General features: G+C 64.4%; 21 protein-coding genes and 1 pseudogene. 20 read left to right on the plus strand and 2 right to left on the minus strand.

Annotated elements, in window-relative coordinates:
* The first annotated feature begins 16 nt into the window (after positions 1-16).
* The 9 genes from QCE69_RS24520 to QCE69_RS24560 all read left to right on the plus strand — a co-directional run bounded on the left by QCE69_RS24520 (position 17) and on the right by QCE69_RS24560 (position 9,547).
* The gene (locus QCE69_RS24520; protein WP_309933452.1) at positions 17-949 is read left to right on the plus strand and encodes an ABC transporter permease; all 933 of its coding nucleotides are present in this window, start codon (positions 17-19) and stop codon (positions 947-949) included.
* Between the two features lie 12 nt (positions 950-961).
* Positions 962-2,650: an ABC transporter ATP-binding protein gene (locus tag QCE69_RS24525; RefSeq protein WP_309933453.1), complete on the plus strand. Its 1,689-nt coding sequence runs from the start codon at positions 962-964 to the stop codon at positions 2,648-2,650.
* A 38-nt stretch (positions 2,651-2,688) separates the two neighbouring features.
* On the plus strand, positions 2,689-3,900 hold the full coding sequence (locus QCE69_RS24530) for an acyl-CoA dehydrogenase family protein (protein WP_309923907.1): 1,212 nt from the start codon (positions 2,689-2,691) through the stop codon (positions 3,898-3,900).
* 34 nt (positions 3,901-3,934) lie between these two features.
* On the plus strand, positions 3,935-5,278 hold the full coding sequence (locus QCE69_RS24535) for an LLM class flavin-dependent oxidoreductase (protein WP_309923910.1): 1,344 nt from the start codon (positions 3,935-3,937) through the stop codon (positions 5,276-5,278).
* Positions 5,279-5,390: 112 nt separating this feature from the next.
* Entirely contained in the window at positions 5,391-5,651 is a 261-nt protein-coding gene (locus tag QCE69_RS24540) for a hypothetical protein (protein ID WP_309923913.1), read from the plus strand.
* A 119-nt stretch (positions 5,652-5,770) separates the two neighbouring features.
* Positions 5,771-6,745, plus strand: coding sequence for a sulfonate ABC transporter substrate-binding protein (locus QCE69_RS24545; RefSeq protein WP_309933455.1), 975 nt, complete (start codon positions 5,771-5,773; stop codon positions 6,743-6,745).
* A gap of 57 nt (positions 6,746-6,802) precedes the next feature.
* Positions 6,803-7,951 (plus strand): FMNH2-dependent alkanesulfonate monooxygenase, encoded by a 1,149-nt coding sequence (ssuD, locus tag QCE69_RS24550; RefSeq protein ID WP_309933456.1) that lies wholly within the window; start codon positions 6,803-6,805, stop codon positions 7,949-7,951.
* Between the two features lie 7 nt (positions 7,952-7,958).
* Positions 7,959-8,744 carry an aliphatic sulfonate ABC transporter permease SsuC gene (gene ssuC, locus QCE69_RS24555; protein WP_309933457.1) on the plus strand — a complete coding sequence of 262 codons (786 nt, stop codon included), beginning with the start codon at positions 7,959-7,961 and terminating at the stop codon, positions 8,742-8,744.
* The gene (locus QCE69_RS24560; protein ID WP_404987429.1) at positions 8,741-9,547 is read left to right on the plus strand and encodes an ATP-binding cassette domain-containing protein; all 807 of its coding nucleotides are present in this window, start codon (positions 8,741-8,743) and stop codon (positions 9,545-9,547) included. The genes ssuC and QCE69_RS24560 overlap by 4 nt, the downstream gene beginning before the upstream one ends.
* A 39-nt stretch (positions 9,548-9,586) precedes the next feature.
* Here the strand turns inward: QCE69_RS24560 and QCE69_RS24565 are convergent, their stop codons facing one another.
* Positions 9,587-10,225, minus strand: coding sequence for an NAD(P)H-dependent oxidoreductase (locus QCE69_RS24565; RefSeq protein WP_309923925.1), 639 nt, complete (start codon positions 10,223-10,225; stop codon positions 9,587-9,589).
* Between the two features lie 227 nt (positions 10,226-10,452).
* Here QCE69_RS24565 and QCE69_RS24570 point away from each other — a divergent pair, with 227 nt between their 5' ends.
* From QCE69_RS24570 to QCE69_RS24620, 11 genes and pseudogenes are all read left to right on the plus strand, one after another.
* Entirely contained in the window at positions 10,453-11,046 is a 594-nt protein-coding gene (locus tag QCE69_RS24570; protein ID WP_309933458.1) for a nitroreductase family protein, read from the plus strand.
* 82 nt (positions 11,047-11,128) lie between these two features.
* Positions 11,129-11,827: pseudogene (locus QCE69_RS24575) on the plus strand (GNAT family N-acetyltransferase); the annotation flags it as partial.
* Positions 11,828-12,014: 187 nt separating this feature from the next.
* Positions 12,015-13,367: an LLM class flavin-dependent oxidoreductase gene (locus tag QCE69_RS24580; RefSeq protein ID WP_309933459.1), complete on the plus strand. Its 1,353-nt coding sequence runs from the start codon at positions 12,015-12,017 to the stop codon at positions 13,365-13,367.
* 149 nt (positions 13,368-13,516) lie between these two features.
* Positions 13,517-14,524, plus strand: coding sequence for a deoxyribose-phosphate aldolase (gene deoC, locus QCE69_RS24585; protein WP_309933461.1), 1,008 nt, complete (start codon positions 13,517-13,519; stop codon positions 14,522-14,524).
* 27 nt (positions 14,525-14,551) lie between these two features.
* Positions 14,552-16,942: an aldehyde dehydrogenase family protein gene (locus tag QCE69_RS24590; RefSeq protein WP_309933463.1), complete on the plus strand. Its 2,391-nt coding sequence runs from the start codon at positions 14,552-14,554 to the stop codon at positions 16,940-16,942.
* A 66-nt stretch (positions 16,943-17,008) separates the two neighbouring features.
* Positions 17,009-17,491, plus strand: coding sequence for an RbsD/FucU family protein (locus QCE69_RS24595; RefSeq protein ID WP_309934179.1), 483 nt, complete (start codon positions 17,009-17,011; stop codon positions 17,489-17,491).
* Entirely contained in the window at positions 17,488-18,420 is a 933-nt protein-coding gene (gene rbsK, locus QCE69_RS24600; protein WP_309923937.1) for a ribokinase, read from the plus strand. Before QCE69_RS24595 ends, rbsK begins: the two co-directional genes overlap by 4 nt.
* Entirely contained in the window at positions 18,417-19,457 is a 1,041-nt protein-coding gene (locus QCE69_RS24605; protein ID WP_309933465.1) for an ABC transporter permease, read from the plus strand. Before rbsK ends, QCE69_RS24605 begins: the two co-directional genes overlap by 4 nt.
* Before the next feature lie 58 nt (positions 19,458-19,515).
* A complete protein-coding gene (locus QCE69_RS24610) occupies positions 19,516-20,520 on the plus strand; it encodes a substrate-binding domain-containing protein (RefSeq protein ID WP_309816209.1) in 1,005 nt (334 codons plus the stop codon).
* 53 nt (positions 20,521-20,573) lie between these two features.
* Positions 20,574-22,103, plus strand: coding sequence for a sugar ABC transporter ATP-binding protein (locus QCE69_RS24615; protein ID WP_309933468.1), 1,530 nt, complete (start codon positions 20,574-20,576; stop codon positions 22,101-22,103).
* On the plus strand, positions 22,100-23,161 hold the full coding sequence (locus QCE69_RS24620; RefSeq protein WP_309923944.1) for an ABC transporter permease: 1,062 nt from the start codon (positions 22,100-22,102) through the stop codon (positions 23,159-23,161). The genes QCE69_RS24615 and QCE69_RS24620 overlap by 4 nt, the downstream gene beginning before the upstream one ends.
* Before the next feature lie 171 nt (positions 23,162-23,332).
* Here QCE69_RS24620 and QCE69_RS24625 read toward each other — a convergent pair whose 3' ends face one another.
* The gene (locus tag QCE69_RS24625) at positions 23,333-24,055 is read right to left on the minus strand and encodes a DeoR/GlpR family DNA-binding transcription regulator (protein WP_309933469.1); all 723 of its coding nucleotides are present in this window, start codon (positions 24,053-24,055) and stop codon (positions 23,333-23,335) included.
* Positions 24,056-24,116 lie beyond the last annotated feature (61 nt).

Below are 24,116 nucleotides of genomic sequence, written 5' to 3' on the forward strand. Positions count from 1 at the left end.
TCACTCATTCTCACGCATGGCTACTCCTTCACCTCATTCCGCCTGGCGACGCCAGCTCGCGGGCGCGTTGTTCGGCTCGCGCCGTGCACAGCAGGCGCCGTCTTCGCATGGCTCGCGCGGTGCATGGCATGCGCTGCTGCGCAATCCTTCCGCGCTTGCGGGCCTTGCGCTGCTGGCCGCCTTCATCGCACTTGCGCTCGGCGCCCCGCATTTCTTTCCTGGCGATCCGCTCGACATGGTTGCAGCGCCTTTCGAATGGCCGGGCGCTGATCCGCTTTACCGCCTCGGGACCGATTCGCTCGGCCGCGATGTGGCGGCGGGCGTCGCGCACGGTGCGCGCGTGTCCTTGCTGATCGGTGCATCGGCGGCGGCGATCGGACTCGTGATCGGCACGCTGGTGGGCGCGCTAGGCGGCTTCTTCGGCGGGCTGACCGATGACGTGCTCGTGCGCGTCACCGAATTGTTCCAGACGGTGCCTTCGTTCCTGCTGGTGATCGTGATCGTCGCGATCGGCAATCCGGGCGTGACGGTCATCGCGCTGGCAATTGGTATTGCCTCGTGGCCGACGGTCGCGCGGATCGTGCGCGCCGAGTTCCGTACCTTGCGACAGAGCGATTTCGTCCTCGCCGCGCGCAGTCAGGGCTTCAGTCATACGCGCATCATATTCGGGGAAATATTGCCTAACGCATTACCTCCGGTGATCGTGACTGCATCGGTGATGGTGGCGAGCGCGATCCTGATCGAATCGTCGCTGTCGTTTCTCGGCATGGGCGATCCGAACGTGGTGACGTGGGGCGGCATGATCGGCGCGGGCCGCGATTCGCTGCGCACCGCGTGGTATCTCACCGCGATTCCCGGCGCGGCGATCGTGCTGGCCGTGCTCGCGCTGAACCTGCTCGGCGACGGTCTCAACGACGCTCTCAATCCGCGCATGCGGCCGCTTTCCTGACGAGGTGAAGGCTTGACTCAACTTCTTGAAGTGCGCGGTTTGCACGTGGATTTCGGCGCGCATCGCGCGGTGCGCGGCATCGATCTGGATATCGCGGCCGGCGAGACGCTGGCGCTCGTCGGTGAATCGGGCTGCGGCAAGTCGGCTACGGCGCTCTCGCTGATGCGGCTACTGCCCGCGCCGGGGCGGGTGACCGGAAGCGTGCGTTTCGACGGACGCGACGTGCTCGCATTGAAGCCGCGCGACATGCGTGCACTGCGTGGGCGCGACATCTCGATGATCTTCCAGGAGCCGATGACCTCGCTGAATCCGGTGTTGCCGGTCGGCGCGCAGATTGTCGAAACCTTGCGGCAGCATGAATCGCTGTCGAAGCAGGCAGCGCAGCGGCGCGCAGTGGAATTGCTCGATCTCGTGCATGTGCCCGAGCCGCAGCGGCGCGTGGCGGATTATCCGCATGAACTGTCGGGCGGGCAGCGGCAACGCGTGATGATTGCGATGGCCGTGGCATGCCGTCCGCGTCTCCTGATCGCCGATGAACCGACCACCGCGCTCGACGTCACCATCCAGGCACGCATCCTCGAACTGCTCGACGAATTGCGCCGCGAACTGTCGATGTCGCTGCTGCTCATTACGCACGATCTCGGCGTCGTTGCGCAGCATGCGGACCGTGTCGCCGTGATGCTTGCCGGCGAGAAAGTGGAGGAAGGGCCGGTGGAACAGTTGTTCACGCGGCCGCAGCATGCTTATACGCGCGGGCTGCTGGGAGCGTCGCTGAACCTGTCGAACGAGGTTCACTACCGCGAATGGAAGCTGCCGGAGATCCGGCACGCGGCTTCCGCCGACGGCAAGGCGGCCTTCAACGTGACGCCTCTGGCGCGCGTGAACACGCCTCAGGAAAAGCAGGACGAAGGCGAACCCTTGTTGTCGGTAAGCGGCCTGACCGTCGACTATGCGCATCGCCACGGCAAGGGCATGGCGCGCGCGGTGGACGGTGTGTCGTTCGACATCGGACGCGGAGAGACCGTGGGTCTGGTCGGCGAATCGGGGTGCGGGAAATCCACGCTCTCGAAAGCGATCATGCGCCTCGTGCCCGCTTCGGGCGGCGCGATCCGCCTGCGCGGCACGGACCTCGCGCCGCTCGACGAACGCGCGTTGCGGCCGCATCGGCGCCACGTGCAGATGGTGTTCCAGGATCCGTATGCGTCGCTGAATCCGCGCCGCACGGTGGGCGCGATCCTGGAGACGGTGCTGGCGGTGAACGGCGTCGGCGATGCCCGTGCGCGCCGTGCGCGTGCCGCCGCAATGCTCGATCGCGTCGGTCTGCCCAGTACGGCGCTCGCGCGCTATCCGCACGAATTTTCGGGCGGCCAGCGGCAACGCATCGGCATTGCGCGCGCGCTCATCCTCGAACCCGCGCTGCTGATCTGCGATGAACCGGTTTCCGCGCTCGATGTCTCGATCCAGGCGCAGATTCTCAATCTGCTGGTGGAGTTGAAGCGCGATCTGGGTCTGGCCTATCTTTTCATCTCGCACGATCTTTCGGTGGTCCGGTATATCGCCGACCGCGTGCATGTGATGCATGGCGGACGCATTGTCGAGAGCGGCCATCATTGCGAAATCTGGCGCTCGCCCCGGCATGCCTATACGCGCACGCTGCTCGACGCCGTGCCGGCCCTCCAATTCGACGCGCAGGCCGCCTGACGGCCGGCCGCGCGCCAATCAAAAAACTGGAATGAACCATGTCACAAGACTCTCAAGCCCGCAACGCATTGCATGACGCACTCGCCGCGTTGCCCGCGCTCGCGGAAGCCATCGGTGCGGACGCCGCCGCACGGGAAGTGCGTCGCGATCTGCCGTTCGAGGCGTTCGCCCTGTTTCGCCGCTCCGGCCTCGGCAAGTTGCGCCTGCCGGTGGAGTGGGGCGGGCTCGGCGGCTCGCTCGAAGATGTTTTCCACGTGATCTCCACGCTCGCCGCGCACGAGAGCAATGTGGCGCATGCGCTGCGCATCCATTTCGACCAGACCGAAGCGTTGTTGTTGTCGCCGCGTACGCCGTTCAACGAAGTGCAGATCCGGCGCGTGGCCGAGGGCGCGATTTTCGGCGGCGCTTCGACCGAAGCCGGCACTTCGCGTCCCGGTGAGATCACTACGCAACTGCGTCGCGAGGGTAATCAATATCGCCTGAGCGGCCGAAAATATTATTCGACGGGCACGGCGTTCTCGGACTACGCGCGGCTCAATGTGCAGGACGAGCACGGCGAGTCGGTCAGCGCGATCGTGCCGGTGCAGCGCGAAGGCCTGCGCGTCCTCGACGACTGGGACGGCATGGGGCAGCGCATGACCGCCAGCGGCAGCCTGGAGTTCGACAATCTCGTCGTCCATGAGGACGAAGTCGCGCCGCGCGTGCAATCGACGCTCGTCGGACGCCACGGCAGCGCGCTGCGGCAACTGCATCTGGTGTCGGTCGCGGCGGGCATCGTGCGCAATGTCGTCGCCGACGCGAAGCGCTATGTGCTGAAGCACGGGCGTCCCGTGCTGCACAGCGCGGCGCCGACTGCGCGCGAGGACGGGTTCATCCAGCAGGTCGTCGGCGAGCTTTCGGCGCACAGTCACGCTATCGATGCGCTGATCGCCGAGAACGCGCGCGTGCTGGACCGGACGGCACGCGCCATCCGCAACGGGGCCGCCGATGCCGAAGCGCTCGTGCTGGCAGGCTCGCTCGCAACGGCGCGCACGCAGATCGTCGTCAGCAAGCTCGCGCTGCAAGCCGCGGAGCGACTGTTCGAGGCGGGCGGCGCGTCGGCGACTTCGCGCGCGCACAACTTCGACCGGCACTGGCGCAATCTGCGCACGATCTTCAGCCATAACCCGCTGTTGCATAAAGCGCGGGTGCTGGGCGACTACGAATTGAACGGCGTGACCACGCATCTGACCGAAGGCCGCGTTTTCTGAACCGGACGTTCCGAATTTTTCTGGAGTTTCATTCATGAGCGCTGCCGCTCCGCGCCAGTTGCATCTGAACATCAACGCGCTGCATTCCGGTTTTGTGCCGTCGGCATGGCGTCTCGCCGATGCCGATCCCGCCGCATTCATCGACGTGAACCACTATGTGCGGCTGGCGCAGATCGCGGAACGCGCGTGCCTCGACGCCATCTTTCTCGCCGATAACGCCGCGATCGCCGACCAGCTCGACATGCGGCCGATCACTGCGCTCGAACCGACGCTGCTGTTGACCAGCGTGGCGGCGGCGACCGAGCATCTGGGGCTCATCGCGACCGCATCGACGAGTTATAACGAGCCGTACAACCTCGCGCGCCGTTTCGCGACGCTCGATCTCATCAGCGGCGGACGCGCGGGCTGGAACATCGTGACGACGGCGGACTTGCCGTCCGCGCGCAATTTCGGCCTTGACGCCGTGCCCGATCATGCACAGCGCTATGCACGCGCCGACGAGTTCGCGACGCTCGTGAAGACGCTGTGGAACAGCTGGGAGGATGACGCGCTGATCGCGGACAAGGCCAGTGGCCGCTTCGTCGACCTCGCGCGCGTGCATCCGGCGGCGCATCGTGGCCGCTTCTTCAGTGTGCAAGGGGCGCTCAACCTGCCGCGCTCCGCGCAGGGCCATCCGGTGCTGGTGCAGGCGGGCGCATCCGGCGATGGCCGCGAACTTGCGGCCCGTCATGCGGAAGCGGTCTTTTCGGCTTCGCAATCGTTCGATGAATCGCGCGCGTATCGCGAGGATCTGAACCTGCGCGCGGCGCGTCATGGGCGTGGACCGGACGCCGTGAAGGTGCTCGCGGGCCTGACCACGATCATCGGCGGGACCGAAGCCGAGGCGCTGCGCCGGCGCGATGAACTCGTCGACCTGATTCCGTGGCGCTACAGCCTGAACCGTCTGGCGGGCACGCTCGGCGTGCCGGCCGATAGTCTGTCGCTGGACCAGCGTTTGCCCGACGACCTTCCGCCGCCGAATAACGGCAACGGCAATCACACTTTTTTCAACGCGACACTCGCCCAGGCACGCACGCACGGCTATACGGTGCGCGAACTGGTGCGCGCGCTCGCGGGCGGCGGCGGGCATCGTGTGATCGTCGGCACGCCGGAGCAGATCGCGGACGACATCGCCCACTGGTTCGAACAGGGCGCCGCCGACGGCTTCAACCTGATGCCCGATGCGCTGCCGGGCGGACTCGAAGCATTCACGGAAGGCGTGGTGCCGATCCTGCAAAAGCGCGGCATCTTCCGCCGCGCGTATGAAGGCAAGACGTTGCGCAGTCATCTTGGGCTGAGTGTGCCCGAGGGGCGCCGTGCGGCGGAGAAGGCTGCCTGAAGCGGTCCGTGCTCGAAATCGGGGCGCTGGAATGCATTGCAGAAAAGTTTGTTTGCCGGAATTTTTGCAACGGTCTAGATTCGAGGCATTCACGCTACGCAGGAGCGCAGCCATGCAGCACATCCTGACTCGTTACTGGCAAACCCTGTCGACTTCCGTACGGGAGAGGCGCGATCGCAGCCGGATGCGCGCATTCCAGCGCGTGCGCCAGGACTGTGCGTGCGGAACAGCCTCCGGCAAGACACAGCATGACGAACCGCCGAGCCGCACCGAGCGGCTGGAAACCATCGCGCTGTACGCGCGCGCGGGCTACTTCAACATGGGCTATACGGTGGACGTGTTCCAGTCGCCCGCCGATCTTCCGCCGGAGTGATGCCGTTTTTCTGAATTGATTATGACGATTGCTCGCTTAGCGATGGCTGGACCCGTTGCTAAGATCGATGAACCCAGACGGCATCACCGATGTCATCGTTCATCGCCAGAGGAATCCTCATGTTCGTTCCGGAAAATGTGTCGCGCCGCCGTGCGCTCGTCAGGCTCGCCGCACTGGGCGCGGGTATGACGGGGGCCTTCACCGCCGGCGGCGCGAGTGCCGCTGACACGTCAAAGACCTTGCGTATCGGCTATCAGAAATATGGCAACTTCGTCGTCTTGAAGGCGCGCGGCACGCTCGACAAGCGTCTCGCGGCGCAGGGCGTCACCGTGCAATGGCTCGAGTTTCCAGCCGGGCCGCAATTGCTGGAAGGCCTCAATGCCGGCGCGGTCGATATCGGCACGGTAGGTGAGACGCCGCCCATCTTTGCGCAGGCGGCGGGCGTGGATTTTGTCTATATCGCCAATGAACCGCCCGCGCCCAGGGCGGAGGCCATCGTCGTGCCGCAGCAGTCGCCGCTACGCTCGGTTGCGGACTTGCGCGGCAAGAAAGTGGCCTTGAACAAGGGGTCGAACGTTCACTATCTGCTGGTCGAGGCGCTGAAGAAGGCGGGGCTCGCCTATGCGGATATCCAACCCGTCTATCTCGCCCCCGCCGATGCACGCGCGGCCTTCGTTCAGGGAAGCATCGACGCATGGGTCATCTGGGATCCGTATCTGGCCGCCGTCGAGAAACAGGCGCATGCGCGGCAGCTCGTCGATGGCACGAACCTCGTCAGCAACGTGCAGTACTACCTCGCGACGCGCAGGATCGCGAGCACGCAAGCGCCACTCGTGCATGCGGTGCTCGACGAACTCGATCAGGTCGATCGCTGGGCGCGCGACAACGTGCCTGCGGTCGCGGCGCAACTGTCGCCGCTCGTGGGTCTCGATGCGGACATTCTCGAAACCGCGCTCAGACGCACGGCATACGGCGTGCAGCCGGTCACGAATGCCACGCTCGCGTATCAGCAGCGGATCGCGGATGTGTTCACGAATCTCAAGCTGATTCCGAAACAGCTCGATGTGAGCGCGGCGCGCTGGAACGTCGCCTGATGCGCGGACGCGCCTGCATCGATTTAAAAACGAGACGCTTACGCAAGGTTTATCGCAATGAATGTTTTCTGGTTCATCCCCACGCACGGCGACAGCCGCTATCTCGGCACCACGCAAGGCGCGCGCGCGGCGGACTACGATTATTTCAGGCAGATCGCGACCGCCGCCGATACGCTCGGCTACGAAGGCGTGCTGCTGCCCACCGGACGTTCCTGCGAGGATGCGTGGGTGGTAGCGTCGAGCCTGATTCCGGCGACGAGGCGTCTCAAGTTTCTCGTCGCGATACGTCCGGGCCTGAGTTCGCCGGGCCTGTCGGCGCGCATGGCAGCCACGTTCGACCGGCTCTCCAACGGCCGCCTGCTGATCAACGTGGTCACGGGCGGCGACCCGTCCGAGCTCGCGGGCGACGGCGTTTTCTACGACCACGATACGCGCTACGAACTCACCGATGAATTCCTGAGCATCTGGCGCGGCCTTCTGGAAAGCGCGCACGAGAACGGCAGCTTCGACTTCGAAGGCAAGCATCTGCGCTCGCAGGGCGGCAAGGTGCTGTATCCGCCGGTGCAGAAGGCACATCCGCCGCTGTGGTTCGGCGGGTCCTCGCCGGCCGCGCACGAGATCGCCGCAAAGCATGTCGATACCTATCTGACATGGGGCGAGCCGCCTGCCGAAGTCGGGAAAAAAATCACCGACATTCGCCGCCGCGCCGCCGCAGCAGGCCGCGACATCAAGTTCGGCATCCGGCTGCACGTGATCGTCCGCGAGACGGAGCAGGAGGCGCGGGCAGACGCGGAGCGCCTGATCAGCAAGCTCGACGATGAAACCATCCGCCGTGCGCAGGCTTCGTTCGCAAAGATGGACTCGGAAGGCCAGCGGCGCATGGCCGCGCTGCACGGCGGCAACCGCGAAGCGCTCGAGGTGTATCCGCACCTGTGGGCGGGCGTGGGCCTGGTGCGAGGGGGCGCGGGCACGGCGCTCGTCGGAAATCCGGAACAAGTCGCCAGATTGATGAAGCAATATTCGGAACTCGGCATCGACACTTTTATTCTGTCCGGTTATCCGCATCTCGAAGAGTCATATCGTTTCGCCGAACTCGTGTTCCCGCTGCTGCCGCGCGGCCAGAAGGCCACGCCCACGGGTCCGTTGTCGGGGCCCTTCGGCGAAGTGATCGGCACCTCGGAACTGCCGCGTGCGGCGCAGGGCTGAACGCGCGATGAAAATCGGAAAAAACATCACCCGGCATCTGTTGCCATGGGCCGTGCCCGTGCTGATCCTGATTGCCTGGGAAGGCGCGGCACGCAGCGGCGGGCTGTCGGTGCGCGTGTTGCCCGAACCGCTAGCGGTCGTGAAGGCGGCATGGACCCTGATCCTGTCCGGCGATCTGTGGGCCAACGTCAAGGTCAGTGCATGGCGGGCGCTCGCCGGTTTTGCGATGGGCGGCTCGGCTGGCTTCGTGCTCGGGCTGGCAACCGGTCTCAGCAGACCTGCGGAGATCGCGCTCGACTCGACCGTGCAGATGATCCGCAACATTCCCGCGCTCGCGTTGATTCCTCTGCTGATCCTGTGGTTCGGCATCGGCGAGGAAGCCAAGCTCGTGCTCGTTGCGCTGGGCGTGTTCTTTCCGGTCTACGTCAACACGTATCACGGCATCCGCTCGGTGGATCGTGATCTGATCGAAATGGCGAAGAGTTACGGGCTCTCCGGCGGCGCGCTGTACTGGCATGTGATCCTGCCGGGCGCATTGCCTTCGATTCTCGTCGGCGTGCGCTTCGCGCTGGGACTCATGTGGGTCATGCTGATTGTCGCGGAGACCATCTCGGCGCAATCGGGCATCGGCTACATGACGATGAACGCGCGCGAGTTCCTGCAAACCGATGTCGTGCTGGTCGGCATCCTGCTGTATGCGCTGCTCGGCAAGCTGGCGGACATGGCGGCTCGCCTGATCGAGCGCGCGACGCTGCGCTGGCATCCGTCCTGGCAGAACGAGGTGCGATCATGAGTTCAGTGAAACCGGCCGCCAGTCGGCAAGCTGACCCGCTCGGGCGAACGCCGACGCGGATGTCGCCGGTTGCGCGGCTGCCGGTCGGGCGCGACATTGCGGTCGCCCTGCGCGGCGTAGGCAAGCACTTCGGCGAACGGCGGGTACTGCATGACCTGGACCTGTCGATCGAACGAGGCAGCTTCGTCTCGATCGTCGGGCGCAGCGGTTGCGGCAAGTCCACGTTGCTGCGTCTGATCGCGGGACTGGAAGACAGCTCGACTGGCGACGTGCAACGCCACGCCGCGACGCCCGGCGACACGCTCGGCATCCGCATCATGTTTCAGGACGCGCGGCTATTACCGTGGAAAAGCGTGCTCGACAACGTGATGCTCGGCCTGCCGCGCAGCGCACGCGAGGACGCCCGCGCGACGCTCGCCGAAGTGGGTTTGAGCGGACGCGAACGTGACTGGCCCTCGCGTCTTTCCGGCGGACAGAAGCAACGGGTGGCGCTTGCGCGGGCGCTGTTGCATCGGCCGGATCTGCTGTTGCTCGACGAACCGCTCGGCGCGCTGGACGCGTTGACGCGCATCGAGATGCAAGACCTGATCGAGCGGCTGTGGCGTGAACATGGCTTCACCGCGTTGCTGGTGACGCATGACGTGCAGGAGGCGGTGTCGCTGGGAGACCGGGTCGTGTTGATCGAAGAGGGGCACATCACGCTGGATACGGAAGTGGCCCTGTCGCGGCCGCGCAGTCGCACGGCCGAACGGTTTGCCGAACTGGAGGAAGCGGTGCTGTCGCGCGTATTGCGCCGGACGTGATGACGAGTCGAGACAGGAGGCTGTCTCGACTCGCCTGAGTCAGCCTTGCACGATGCTCGCTTCGCGTTCCACCGCGTGATACGCATCGCTGTCATGTGCGCCGAAGGCCAGCGCGAAGCTCGCTGCCTGTCGGCCCACGGTGCGCAACTGCTCGACCACTTTCGGGTCCGAGCACGTATCCGCCGTGTCGAAGCGCGTTTCTAGCGTATTGACGGTGGCACCAAAGGGCGTGGGCCAGCCGCGCAACGCATGGACGATGGAACGCAGCGAGGTCAGCACCGTGCCCGCGGCCTGCCATCCATACGCTGTGACGATGCAGCCGACGGCGCGGCCGTCGAGATACGGACGTTCATCGCTGCGCAATTCCTCGAGGGTGTCGAGTGCATTCTTCACCAGCCCCGAGACGCCGCCGTGATAGCCGGGTGTGGCGATGACGAGGGCGTCGGCGCTGCGGACAGCCTCGATCAGTTCATGCTGCTCGTCGGTGAGCTGGCGTGTTTCCGGCGAGTAGTGCGGCAGGCCATGCAGGAAGGCGCCGCCGAACAGTTGCACGCGCGCACCGGCTTCCTGTGCGCCCTTTAATGACAAGGCGAGCGCGCGCTCCGTGGACGAAGCCGGACGTGTCGTGCCGCCGATTCCAACCACGAACGGGCGGCGCGCTGAGTGTTGTCGAGTCAAGATCGATGCTCCAGATGAACGGGCGGTCCGCCACGCAGCGCATGACAGTCCCGCGGATCATTCATGATAACCAGTGGCTCCTCGCACAGGAACGCATGATTTTCGCTAAGGTTATGCATCGAACGTTTCATTCCGTTTTTTATCTACTTGAGACGCTTTGCTTGGGCAATGCAAAATCTCGGGCAGGGCGCTTGAATTTTTTAACGTAACTTTCTCATTTACAGGCCATGACGGATCGACCCGCACAAACCGACCTTCCCATCCATTCCCTGCTTGCCGAACGCTGGAGTCCGCGCGCCTATTCCGACAAGGCTGTCGCCCATGAGCAGGTTCTCGCGCTCCTCGAAGCGGCGCGCTGGGCGCCCTCGGCGTTCAATGCGCAGCCCTGGCGCTTCGTCGTGTTCGAGAAAGCGGTGGATCCGAACGCCTTTGCGCGCGCGTTCACCACGCTCATTCCGTTCAACCAGACGTGGAATGCGCCGGCTCAGGTGTTGATCGCCGTGCTGGCAGATAGGCTGACTTCCAAGGGCACTGTGAACGCGACTGCGAGCTACGACGCCGGCGCCGCCGCCATGGCGCTGTTGCTGCAGGCCCATGCGCTTCGACTCGCGGCGCACCCGATGAGCGGTTTCGATGCTCCGGCCTTTCAACAGGCCTTCGATATTCCCGAGCGCTACGTGCCGCTCAGCATGATTTCGGTCGCGCATCACGGTGACGCCCAGGCGCTTCCCGCCCAGCTTGCGGAGCGCGAAGCCGCGCCGCGTGCCCGCCTGCCGCTCGAAAAGATCGCGCATTTCGGCGGCTGGCCGGGCGATGCCTGAACCCGGCGGGCGCTAGGTCCATGGCGAGGTTTGCGGTACCGTAGCGTATCGAGACCCTTTCACGGCCAGGAGCGCCCGACGTATGACGAGAACCAACGAACATCAGCAGCCCATCGGCGATGCGGTGAATGACTGGACCCCGCGCGAGCGGCCGGCCCGCATCGTCATTGAAGGGAAGCATTGCCGTCTCGAGCCGCTCGACGTGGACCGTCACGGCGCCGATCTCCTCGACGCCTATGGCCGCGCACAGGACGGACGCGACTGGACCTATCTGTTTGCGGGGCCTTTCACGGATGCCGACGCCTTTCGCGACTATCTGACGAAGGCCGCGGCCTCCACCGATCCGCTGCACTACAGCGTCATCGATTTTTCGAGCGGCAAGGCGGTCGGCACACTCGCGCTGATGCGCATCGAGCCTGTGCATGGTGTCATCGAAGTGGGCAGCGTGACCTTTTCGCCGCTGCTCAAGCAGACGCGCATCTCGACCGAAGCGCAATATCTGCTGATGCGTTATGCCTTCGATGACCTCGGCTACCGCCGCTATGAATGGAAGTGCGACAGCCTGAACGCGCCTTCGCGCAAGACCGCGCTGCGGCTGGGCTTCGAATTCGAAGGTATCTTCAGGCAAGCGATTGTCTATCGCGGCCGCAATCGCGATACCGCGTGGTACGCGATCATCGACCGTGACTGGCCGCGCGTGCGCCGTGGTTTCGAACGCTGGCTGGCGGACGATAACTTCGACGCAGACGGCAAGCAGCGCGCGTCGCTTGCGCAGTTGCGGGAGCATTGATTTCGGCGCGGCGTGCAATGCATTTCAGGCGCCGCGCGCTGAGCTATGCAGTTTTGCTTCGTTTGAAGGCCCTTTGCCGGGCTTGAGAATCGGGGAGCGTGACGCGGCCTGCCGTCAGGGCCGCCGTTCCGATCCATCAGGCTCTCAAGCAAGTTCTCAAGCGAAGGACGATCCCAGCATGACTCGACGAAGCGGGCATCTGCATCTTGGCGCATTCCTCTATCCCACCGGTCATCACATCGCGGCATGGCGCCACCCTCGGGCGGTGGCTGATGCAGGCAGCAACTTCGCGCACTACGCGCAACTTGCGCAGGCGGCCGAGGCCGCGAAATTCGATCTCGTGTTTCTCGCCGATGGCTCCGGCACGCGGGGCGACGACGCACCGTTCCTCAGCCGCACGGCGCACAGCTACGTAGCCCAGTTCGAGCCACTTACGCTGCTTTCGGCGCTGGCAGCCGTGACGCAACGCATCGGGCTGATCGGCACCGCGTCGACGTCGTTCAACGAGCCGTATCACATCGCACGCAAGTTCGCGTCGCTCGATCACATCAGCGGCGGACGGGCCGGATGGAATCTCGTGACGTCGTCGAGCGAACATGAAGCGCGCAATTTCGGTCATGACGAACACTTGCAGCATGCGCACCGTTACGAACGCGCCGCGGAATTCGCGGACGTCGTCGCGGGGCTGTGGGACACCTGGGACGAGGATGCCTTCCCACGCGACAAGGCCTCCGGCATCTTCTTCGATCCTGCGAAGCGCCGCGTGTTGAATCATCGCGGCGCGTTCTTCAAGGTGCGTGGACCCTTGAACGTCGCGCGCGCGCCGCAGGGACATCCGGTGCTCGTGCAGGCGGGATCGTCGGAGGCGGGCAGGACGCTGGCGGCGCGCACGGCCGAGGTCGTTTTCACGGCGCAGCAGACACTCGAAGATGCGGTCTCGTTCTATGCGGACGTGAAGGGCCGCATGGCGCACTATGGCCGGCATCCGGATTCGCTCAGGATCATGCCGGGCGTCATGCCGATCGTCGGGCGCACGGAAGCGGAAGCGCAAGAGAAGTTCGAGGAACTGCAGGCGCTCATCGATCCTGTCGTCGGCCTCGCGATGGTCTCCACGCTGACGGGCGGTGTCGATCTCTCGTCGTTCCCCCTCGACGGTCCCATCCCCGAGTTGCCTGAAACCAATGCCAGCAAGAGCCGTCAGTCCCTGATGATCGAACTTGCGCGCCGCGAGAATCTGACGATTCGCGAACTCTATCGCCGCATTGCGGGGGCGCGCGGACATTGGCAACTCGTCGGGACCGCCGCGCAGATTGCCGACGAACTGGAACAGCGCTTTCAGCATTTCGGCGCCGATGGCTTCAACATCATGCCGGCGCTGCTGCCAGGTTCCCTGCACGATTTCATCGAAGGGGTGTTGCCGGAACTGCGACGACGCGGACTGTTCCGCAGCGAGTACGAAGGAACCACCCTGCGCGATCATCTCGGCCTGGCGAAACCGCGCGTTGCACAAAAAAACGGAATCGCAGCCTGATTTTTTCTGCATCGGCACCACGGCACGCCCAATCGACTGGAGCGCCTCCGAACTTTCCCTATGTTACGATCGTAACAAAGTTGATATAAACTGAGATCAATCTATCAAAACATGTTGTGCGTCGCACAAGACGCCGGCACACCGATCTCATGCTGGAAACTGCATCGAAGTCCATCGTCGCGTGGCCTGGAAAGGTTCAGGACCACGCTGGCACACGCAATCCCGGCGTGCCGTTCGACCTGGCGTGGCTGGACGGGCTGCGCGTCAATCAGTCAGCCGTGTCCCGCCGCGCGTCCACCCTCGGTACGCGGCGCGCGGTCAAGAAGGACGCGCAGGCGGCCTGGCTGCTGAAGGCCATCACCTGCATCGACCTGACGACGCTCAACGGCGACGACACCCACGGCCGCGTTGAACGCCTGTGCGCGAAGGCGCGCCGGCCGTTGCGCGACGACCTGCTCGACGCGCTCGGCATGCCGCCTGCGTCGATCACGACCGGCGCCGTCTGTGTCTATCACCGCTATGTGAAGACCGCCGTGGACGCGCTGCAAGGCAGCGGCATTCCGGTGGCCGCGGTGTCGACCGGTTTTCCCGCCGGCCTCAATCCGCATGAATTGAAGCTGCGCGAGATCGAGGCTTCGGTCGCCGACGGCGCAGCGGAGATCGATATCGTCGTCACGCGCGAGCACGTTCTGACAGGAAACTGGAAGGCGCTCTACGACGAGATGCGCGACTTCCGCGCCGCCTGCGGCCCGGCGCACGTCAAGGCAATTCTCGCGACGGGCGACATCCGCACGCTCTCGAATGTCGCCAAGGCGTCCATGATCTGCATGATGGCCGGCGCCGACTTCATCAAGACCTCGACGGGCAAGGAAGGCGTGAACGCCACGCTCGACGTGTCGCTCGTCATGGTGCGCATGATCCGCGACTATCTGGCGCGCACCGGCGTCCTGATCGGCTTCAAGCCGGCGGGCGGCGTCTCGACGGCCAAGTCGGTGCTCGAGTATCAGATCCTGATGAAGGAAGAACTCGGACGCGAGTGGCTCGAACCCGACCTGTTCCGCATCGGCGCATCGAGTCTGCTGGCCGATATCGAACGCCAGCTCGAACATCACGTGAGCGGACGCTATTCGGCGTTCAATCGTCATCCCGTCGCCTGATCCGCACGACTTCACATTCCAAGCCTCATGAGCGTTGCCGACTATTTCTCCTCGATGGACTACGGACCCGCACCGGAAGACGATCGCGCCGCGCGCGCCTGGCTCGATCAACATGAAGGGCGCTTCGGTCACTTCATCAACGGCGCCTGGCGCGACAGCGATGCCGCCGAGCGTTTCGATTCACGCGAACCCGCCACGGGCCACGTGCTCGCATCGGTCGCGCAGGGCGAGCAGGCCGATATCGATGCCGCCGTACAGGCCGCGCATGCGGCGCTCGAAGGCTGGCAGGCCATCGGCGGCGCCGGGCGTGCGCGTCATCTGTATGCGCTTTCGCGCATGGTGCAGCGGCATGCGCGCCTCTTTGCGGTGCTCGAATCGCTCGATAACGGCAAGCCGATCCGCGAGTCCCGCGACATCGATATCCCCCTTGTAGCAAGGCATTTTCTGCATCATGCGGGATGGGCCCAGTTGCAGGACAAGGAGTTCCCGGACTGGGCGCCGCTCGGCGTGGTCGGCCAGATCGTGCCGTGGAATTTTCCGCTGCTGATGCTGGCATGGAAGATCGCACCCGCACTCGCGCTCGGCAACACGGTCGTCCTGAAGCCAGCCGAGTTCACCTCGCTCACCGCGTTGTTGTTCGCCGAACTCGCGCACCGCGCGGGCTTGCCGAAGGGCGTGCTGAATGTCGTCACCGGCGACGGCCGCACCGGCGCCGCGCTCGTCGAACATCAGCGGGTCGCGAAGATCGCGTTCACCGGATCGACCGAAGTGGGCCGCCTGATTCGCGCGAGCACGGCGGGCTCGGGCAAGTCCCTGACGCTCGAACTCGGCGGCAAGTCGCCATTCATCGTCTTCGATGACGCCGACCTCGACAGCGCCGTCGAAGGCGTCGTCGATGCCATCTGGTTCAATCAGGGACAAGTGTGCTGCGCCGGTTCGCGCCTGCTCGTGCAGGAAGGCATCGAGGCGCTCTTCGTCGAGAAGCTCAAGCGTCGCATGGACACGCTGCGCGTCGGGCCGTCGCTGGACAAGGGCATCGACATGGGCGCGGTCGTCGACGACATCCAGCTCGAACGCATCCGCGCACTGGTCGCGCAGGGTGCGAGCGAAGGCTGCGAGATCCATCAGTCGACGCGTGTCGGCGTGCCGGAAGGCGGCGCGTTCTTTCCGCCGACGCTGGTTACCAAGGTCTCGCCTGCCTCGACGCTCGCACAGGAAGAAATCTTCGGTCCCGTCCTCGTGACGATGAGCTTCCGCACGCCGGAAGAAGCCGTCGCACTCGCAAACAACACGCGCTACGGGCTTGCCGCGAGCGTGTGGAGCGAGAACATCAGCCGCGCGCTGGATGTCGCGCCGCGCCTGCAATGCGGCGTCGTGTGGATCAACGCGACCAACCTCTTCGACGCGGCCGTGGGCTTCGGCGGCTATCGCGAGTCGGGCTTCGGCCGCGAGGGCGGACGCGAGGGCATCTACGAATATCTGAAGCCGCGCGCCTGGGCGAAGCTCCCGTTACGCAGCGAAGGCAAGGCCGCGCCGGCCGAGCCGGATTCATTGACCGATGCGGGCAACGTCAGCGCGCTCGATCGCACGGCGAAGCTCTTCATCGGCGGCAAGCAGGCGCGTCCGGACAGCGGCTATTCGCGCCTCGTGCGCGCGCCTTCGGGCGATATCGTCGGCGAAGTGGGCGAGGGCAATCGCAAGGACATTCGCAACGCCGTGGCGGCCGCGCGCGGCATGACCAAGTGGACGTCGGCGAGCGCGCACAATCGCGCGCAAGTGCTGTACTACCTCGCGGAGAACCTGAGCGCGCGCGCCGATGAATTCGCACGGCAACTGGTGCAGCGCGCCGGCGCCAGCGAACGGGATGCGAAGCGCGAAGTGGAAGCATCGATCACGCGCTTCTTCACGTACGCCGCATGGACCGACAAGTTCGACGGCGCGGTGCATGCGCCGCCGCTGCATGGCGTGGCGCTGGCAATGCATGAAGCGATGGGCGTGATCGGCGTGGTGTGTCCGGACGAGGCGCCTTTGCTGGGCTTCGTGTCGCTCGTCGCGCCCGCGCTGGCACTCGGCAATCGCGTGGTGGCGGTGCCCAGTGAGACGTGTCCGCTGATGGCCACGGACTTCTATCAGGTCGTCGAGACTTCGGATGTGCCGGGCGGCGCGCTCAACATCGTCACCGGCGATGCGCGCTCGCTGGCGCAGACGCTCGCGCAGCATGATGACGTCGATGCGCTCTGGTGCTTTCATGGCGCCGCGCTCTCGGCGCTTGCCGAGCGTGAATCGGTGGGCAACCTGAAGCGCACCTTCGTCGATCAGGGCCGTGTGTTCGACTGGCACGATGCCGCTAGTGAAGGCCTGCCGTTCCTGCGCCAGGCCGTGCAAGTGAAGAACATCTGGGTGCCGTACGGAGACTGATCAAGGAATTGACCGGGCGCAGATCTCGACAAGACAGGAGACGCGCCCATGCATGGAGGAGACGCTGTGCTGAAGAACATCGATCCGCTCTTGAACGCCGATATCCTGCACGCGCTCGCCGCGATGGGTCACGGCGACGAAGTGGTGATCTGCGACGCTCATTTTCCCGCCGATTCCGTCGCGCGCAAGACCGCGCTCGGACGCGTGCTGCGCATGGACGGCGCGAGTGCACCGCGTGCGGTGCGCGCGGTGCTGTCGGTATTGCCGCTCGATACTTTTGTCGATGACCCCGCGGGCCGCATGGAAGTGGTCGGCGACGCCGCCACGCTTCCGGCCGTACAGCGCGAGGCACAACGCGAAGTGGACGACGCCGAAGGCCGTGCGTTGCCGTTCGCAGCCGTCGAGCGTTTCGCTTTTTATGAACGTGCCAGACAGGCTTTTTGTGTGATCGCGACGGGCGAAGCGCGCGGTTATGGCTGCTTCATCTTCAAGAAGGGCGTGCTGCTTGCACCCGATGTACCCGAAGCTTCGAACGGAGGCGCGCGATGAAGAGCGTCGTCATTCTCGGCATCTACGTGACGGACCTCGCGTTTCGTGCACAGCGCATGCCCTTGCTCGGCGAGACCGTCGCGGGCTCCGCGTTCAAGATGGGGCCCGGCGGCAAGGGCTCGAATCAGGCGGTGGCCGCCGCGCGCGCGGGTGCGGACGTGATCTTCTGCACGCGCATCGGCGCGGATGCATTCGGTGACATCGCGCAGGCCACCTGGGCCGCCGAAGGCATCACGTCGCGGGCCACGGTCATGCAGGATGCCGCCACGGGCGCCGCGCACATCTACGTCGATGAAAACACCGGCGGCAACGCGATCATCGTGGCAGCGGGCGCTGCGGGCACGCTCGTGCCCGAGGACGTGGAAGCTATCGAAGCAGACATCGCGGGCGCGGGCGTGTTCGTCACGCAACTGGAACAGCCGATTCCGGCCGCACGACGCGGGCTGGAACTCGCGCGCAAGCATGGCGTGATCACCGTGTTCAACCCGGCCCCGGCGCTGCCGCTGACCGACGACATCTATCCGCTGTGCGACTACATCACGCCGAACGAGACCGAAGCGGCGGCATTGACGGGAGTCGAAATCACGTCGGTCGATGACGCGCGGCGTGCCGCCGACGTGCTGCTCGACAAGGGCGCGCGTGCCGTGATTGTGACGCTGGGTGAAGCGGGCGCGCTGCTGCATACGGCGCAGGAATCGACGCTCGTGCCGGCCTTCAACTGTGGCCGCGTGGTGGAAACAGCGGGCGCGGGCGATGGCTTCACCGGCGGCTTCGCGGCAGCGCTCGCACGCGGCGACAGTCCGCTCGATGCAGTGCGTTTCGGTTGCGCGCTTGCGAGCCTTTCGGTCACGCGGCCGGGCACGGCGCCATCGATGCCGCGTCTCGACGAAATCACCGCGGTGCTCGAGCAAAGGAGCGTCACGCAATGAAAGGTGCGAAGTGGCTCGCTGACCGCCAGTTCAATTTCCTGATCGGCGTGAACATCCTGGTGGTGCTGGTGGCCACAGCGATGTCGCACGGTCAGTTTCTCGACATCGACAATCTTCAGTCGATGGGCGGACAACTGCCCGAGCTCGGCCTGCTCGCGCTCGGCATCATGCTCTCGATGGTCTCGGGCAACGGCGGCATCGACCTGTCGGGTGTGGGACTCGCGAATCTCTCGGGCATGGTCGCGGCGCTGTTGCTGCCGCACATGGTCTCCGCCGATGATTCCCCCGCGCTCTATACCGGCGTGTTCGTATGCATCGTCGTGATCATGGGCTTGCTCGGCGGCCTGTTGAACGGCGTGGTAATCGCGAAGCTCAGGCTCACGCCGATTCTCTGCACGCTCGGCACGCAACTGCTGTTCACGGGCATTGCGGTGGTGCTGAGCAACGGGGCATCGGTGCGGGTCGAATACGTCGATCCGTTGTCGAATATCGGCAACGGCACCTTCCTGCAAGTGCCCATCGCGCTGTGGATCTTCATCGCGGCCGTGCTGGTGCTCGGCTGGGTCCTGAAGCGCACGCCGTTCGGCCTGCGTCTGTACCTGATGGGCACGAACCCGAAAGCCGCGTTCTATGCGGGCATTCCGCGCGCGCGCATGCTGATCGTCACGTATGGATTGTGCGGCGTGCTCGCTTCGCTTGCGGGACTGATCAGCGCGACGCATACGTCCAGCGCCAAGTGGGATTACGGCAACTCATATCTGCTGATCGCGATCCTGATCGCCGTGATGGGCGGCGTGAATCCGGCGGGCGGTTATGGGCGCATCGTCTGTGTGTTCCTTGCGGCGACCGTGCTGCAATTCCTGTCGAGTCTGTTCAACCTGCTCGGCGTATCGCAGTTTTTCGGCGATTGCGCATGGGGCTTTCTGCTGCTCGCATCGCTCGCCTTCGCAGGCGGTGAACGCGTGCGCGCGATCTTCGGCATCGGCGGGGCTGCACCCAAAAGCAAAGTGCCGCCGCCTGCATCGACCGGACGTTAGTGTTGCGTGTGACATATCAAAGAAGCCAATTCAATCGATACCTGAAGGAGACAACGCAATGAAGCTCAACAAACTCGCCACCGCGCTGACCGCGGTTGCACTCGCCGCAGGCGCCATCGCGGCGGCGCAGGCCGCGACCAACGAGACCATCGTGACGGTCGTCAAGGTGACCGGCATCAACTGGTTCAATCGCATGGACGAAGGCGTGAAGGAGTTCGGCAAGGACAACCCGAACATCAACGCCTATCAGACGGGACCGGGCCGCGCGGATGCCGCGCAGCAGCTCAAGATCATCGAGGATCTGATTGCGAAGAAGGTCACGGCCATTGCCGTGGTCCCCTACGATCCGCCTACGCTGGAACCCGCGCTCAAGAAAGCGATGGACCGCGGCATCAAGGTTGTGACGCATGAAGCGGACAACGCGAAGAACACGATGGTCGACATCGAAGCCTTCGACAACACCGCATACGGTGCGGGCCTGAACGAACGGCTCGCAAAGTGCATGGGCCAGCAGGGCAAGTGGGCGGTGCTGGTCGGCTCGCTCGGCAGCCGTTCGCAGGTGCAATGGGCTGATGGCGGCATCGGCAATGCGAAGGCCAAGTATCCGAAGATGGATCTCGTCGAGCCGAAGCTCGAAACCAACAACGACGGCGAGCGTGCCTATCAGGTCGCCAAGGAAGTCTTGCGCAAGCATCCGGACCTGACGGGCTTCCAGGGATCGTCGTCGCTGGATGTGATCGGCATCGGCCGCGCGGTGGAAGAGGCGGGCAAGGTCGGCAAGATCTGCGTGTACGGCACGGGCCTGCCGACGGAAGCCGCGAAGTTCCTCGAGAGCGGCGCGGTCAACGGCATCGCGTTCTGGGATCCGAAGCTCGCGGGACTGGCGATGAACAAGGTCGCGCAGATGCTCGTCGAGGGCAAGGAAGTTCAGAACGGCGCTGACCTCGGCATCACCGGCTACAACAAGGTAACGGTCACGAAGGGCCCGGGCAAGGGCGTGATCGTGCGCGGCACCGGCTGGGTCGATGTCGACAAGACGAACTACAAGCAATACAACTTCTGATGTGACGTGCGCGGCGCGCTTTTGCGGAAGCGCGCCGCTCGCCCCGGACAGACATGACCACCACGACACCGCTTCTCGAAGTCGTCAACATCCACAAGCGCTTTACCGGCGTGTATGCGCTGCGTGGCGTGAGCCTCGCGTTCGAACGCGGGCAGATCTATCACTTGCTGGGCGAGAACGGCTGCGGCAAGAGCACGCTCATCAAGATCATCTCGGGCGCGCAGCCGCCGGACGAAGGCGAACTCGTGATCGAGGGCGCGCGTCATAGCAAGCTCTCGCCGCTCGAATCGCTGTCGGCGGGTATCGAGACCGTCTATCAGGATCTGTCGTTGCTGCCGAACATGAGCGTCGCGGAGAACGTGGCGCTGACCGCGGAGCTTGCCACGCATCAGGGCAAGCTGGCGCGTACCTTCGACCGCCGCGCGCTCGCGCAAACCGCGGCGCGCGCGCTCGAAGCAGTGGGCCTGCCGGGCGACGCAGCGTTCCAGAAAACGCTCATCGAACAATTGCCGCTCGCGACGCGTCAGCTCGTTGCCATCGCGCGGGCCATTGCCAGCGAGGCGAAGTTCGTCATCATGGATGAGCCGACCACTTCGCTCACGCAGAAGGAAGTGGACAATCTGATTGCCGTGCTCGCGCGGCTGCGTGCGGACGGCGTGGCCGTGCTGTTCGTGAGCCACAAGCTGGACGAATGCTATGCGATCGGCGGTGAGGTGATCGTGTTGCGCGACGGCCAGAAAATGGCGCAAGGGCCGATCGAGCAATATACGAAAGCGCAGATCAGCGAACTCATGACGGGCAAGCATCTTTCGACCGAGCGATATCGCGCGGAAGGCGAGGACAGTGCGCAGCATGTGGTGCTGGACGTGCAGGCGCTCGGCCGCAAGGGCCAGTTCGCGGATGTTTCGTTCAAGCTCCACAAAGGCGAAATTCTGGGCGTGACCGGCTTGCTCGATTCGGGCCGCAATGAACTCGCGCGGGCACTGGCCGGCGTGGCGCCCGCCGATCACGGCAGCGTCACGCTCGACGGCATGCGCGTGCGCCTGCACTCTCCCGCCGACGCGAAGATGCAGCGCATCGGCTATGTGCCCGAAGATCGTCTCAACGAGGGCCTGTTCCTCGACAAGCCGATTCGCGACAACGTCGTCACTGCGATGATCGCGAGTCTGCGCGACCGTTTCGGGCAGATCGACCGCAAGCGCGCGCAGGAACTCGCGGAGCGCACGGTCAAGGACCTGCAGATAGCGACACCGGATGTGGACAAGCCGGTGCAGTCGCTTTCAGGCGGCAACCAGCAGCGCGTGCTGATCGGCCGGTGGCTGGCCATCGATCCACGCGTGCTGATCCTGCATGGCCCGACCGTGGGTGTGGACGTGGGCTCGAAGGACATCATCTATCGCATCATGCAGCGGCTCTCGAAGGAGGGCATCGGCATCATCCTGATCAGCGACGACCTGCCGGAATTGCTGCAGAACTGCGACCGCATCCTGATGATGAAGAAGGGCCGCATTGCGAGCGAATATCGCGCGGACCGGCTCGATGAAGCCGGTCTCTACCACGCGCTACTATCAGAGGCAGCATGAGCATGAGCGAATCCATCCGCCGCACGGGGAGCGAGACGATGCCGCAGCACGTGGCCGAAGTCGCACCGCGTGTGCGCAAGGGCAATCTTTACGCGCAGCTGATGCGCAATCCGGAGTGGTTCACAGTCGGGCTGATCGTAGTGACGTGTCTGGTCGTGGGCGGCCTCAACCCGCGCTTCTTCCAGTTCGCGACGCTGTTCGACATGCTGCATTCCGCCACCACCGTTTCGCTCTTCGCGCTCGGAACGCTGGTGGTGCTGGCCTCGGGCGGCATAGACGTGTCGTTTACGGCGATTGCAGCGCTCACGATGTATTCGATCACCAAGGCCGTGTTCGCCTGGTGGCCCGATTGTCCATTCGCGCTGATCCTGCTGGCGGGCGCCATTGGCGGCGTGATCCTTGGCATCGTCAATGGCATGCTCGTGCACCGGCTGAAGGCGCCGTCGCTGATCGTGACCATCGGTACGCAATATCTGTTTCGCGGCTTGTTGCTGACTTTCGTTGGCACGCAGTTCTTCATGAACATTCCGCACAGCATGGATACCTTCGGGCGTCTGCCGCTTTTCTTCTATCACACGTCCGATGGCCTGCGCGCCGTGCTGCCGGTTTCAGTGCTGGCGCTGGTGATTGCCGCGGTGGTCACGTGGTGGCTGCTGAACCGGACGATGATGGGCCGGGGTGTGTATGCAATGGGCGGCTCGCTCGCCATCGCGGAACGGCTCGGCTACAACCTGCGTGCGATCCATCTGTTCGTGTTCGGCTATACGGGTCTGCTGGCGGGCGTGGCGGGCATTCTCCACGTTTCGACCAACCGCCTCGCGAACCCGTTCGATCTCGTCGGCACGGAACTGGATGTGATCGCCGCGGTGATCCTGGGCGGTGCGCGCATTACCGGGGGCACGGGTACGGTGGCAGGCACGCTGCTCGGCGTGGTGCTGGTGACGCTCATCAATAGCGTGCTGATTCTGATCGGCGTGCCAAGCACGTGGCAGAAGGTGATCATCGGCGCGTTCATTCTGGTGGCGGGGACGTTGTTTGCGCTGGGGCGCAGGCAGTAGGTCTGCAGGCCTCTGGGGATCTTTTCACGGCTGGCGTTGAGCGACGGACTTTGAAATCCGAAATGAAAAAGGCTCGTTCAAAAACTGAACGAGCCTTTTCGATTTTTAGCGGAATGAGGCTTTCCAATTAAAAGCGGAACGTCGCTTTCGGCTTTTAATCGGAACCCGGGGTCAGGTACGCGCGCGCTGCGTCTGTCCTTCTTCCGTGATGACTGAATTGAACTCCGAAAGCTGCGAGAAGCGCACGGCCTTGACCTTGCCGAACTTGCTCGCATCGACGACAAGATGCCGCTCGACCGCGCTCGCCATGGCTGCCTGCTTGATGGCCACTTCGTGGAAATTCCAGCAGGTCACGCCGCGCGCTTCATCGACCCCGCCCGCCGACATGAACGCCTTGTTGATGCCCATGCGCCGCAAGGTTTCGACGCTTTCGTCGCTCGCGAACGATTCCGACGAAGGCACATAGACGCCGCCGAGCAGGATCATGCGCACGTTGGGCTTGCGCCGCAGGATTTCTGCGACGTTCAACGAATAACACACCACCGTGAGATGCATCTCCATCGGGATCTGCCGTGCAAGTGTGGTCAGGGTCGTGCCGCAGTCGATGAAGATGGTTTCGCTGTCGACCAGCAGCCGCGCCGCATGGTTCGATGCGATTGCCTTGGCTTGCGCGAAGTGATCTTTTTCTTCCTCGATGGTGTAGCCCGCGTTCGGCACGTCGGCCGCGCTGACGATATAGCCGCCGAGATAAGTGAACTGATGCGGATGGGCCGCGATGTCGCGGCGTACCGTCATTTCCGAGACGCCGAGCAACGCGGCCGCATCGCGCAGACGCATCACATTTTGTTTTACAAGCGCGCCGGAGAGGGTGCGCAAGCGGTCGTTTTTGGCCATCGGGGCGGCGCGACAGGGCGCAGTGAGGCGGGCGGCTATCGCACGGAGAGTGTTAGATTTT

Source organism: Caballeronia sp. LZ032 (assembly GCF_031451315.1).
In the GTDB taxonomy this organism is placed as follows: domain Bacteria; phylum Pseudomonadota; class Gammaproteobacteria; order Burkholderiales; family Burkholderiaceae; genus Caballeronia.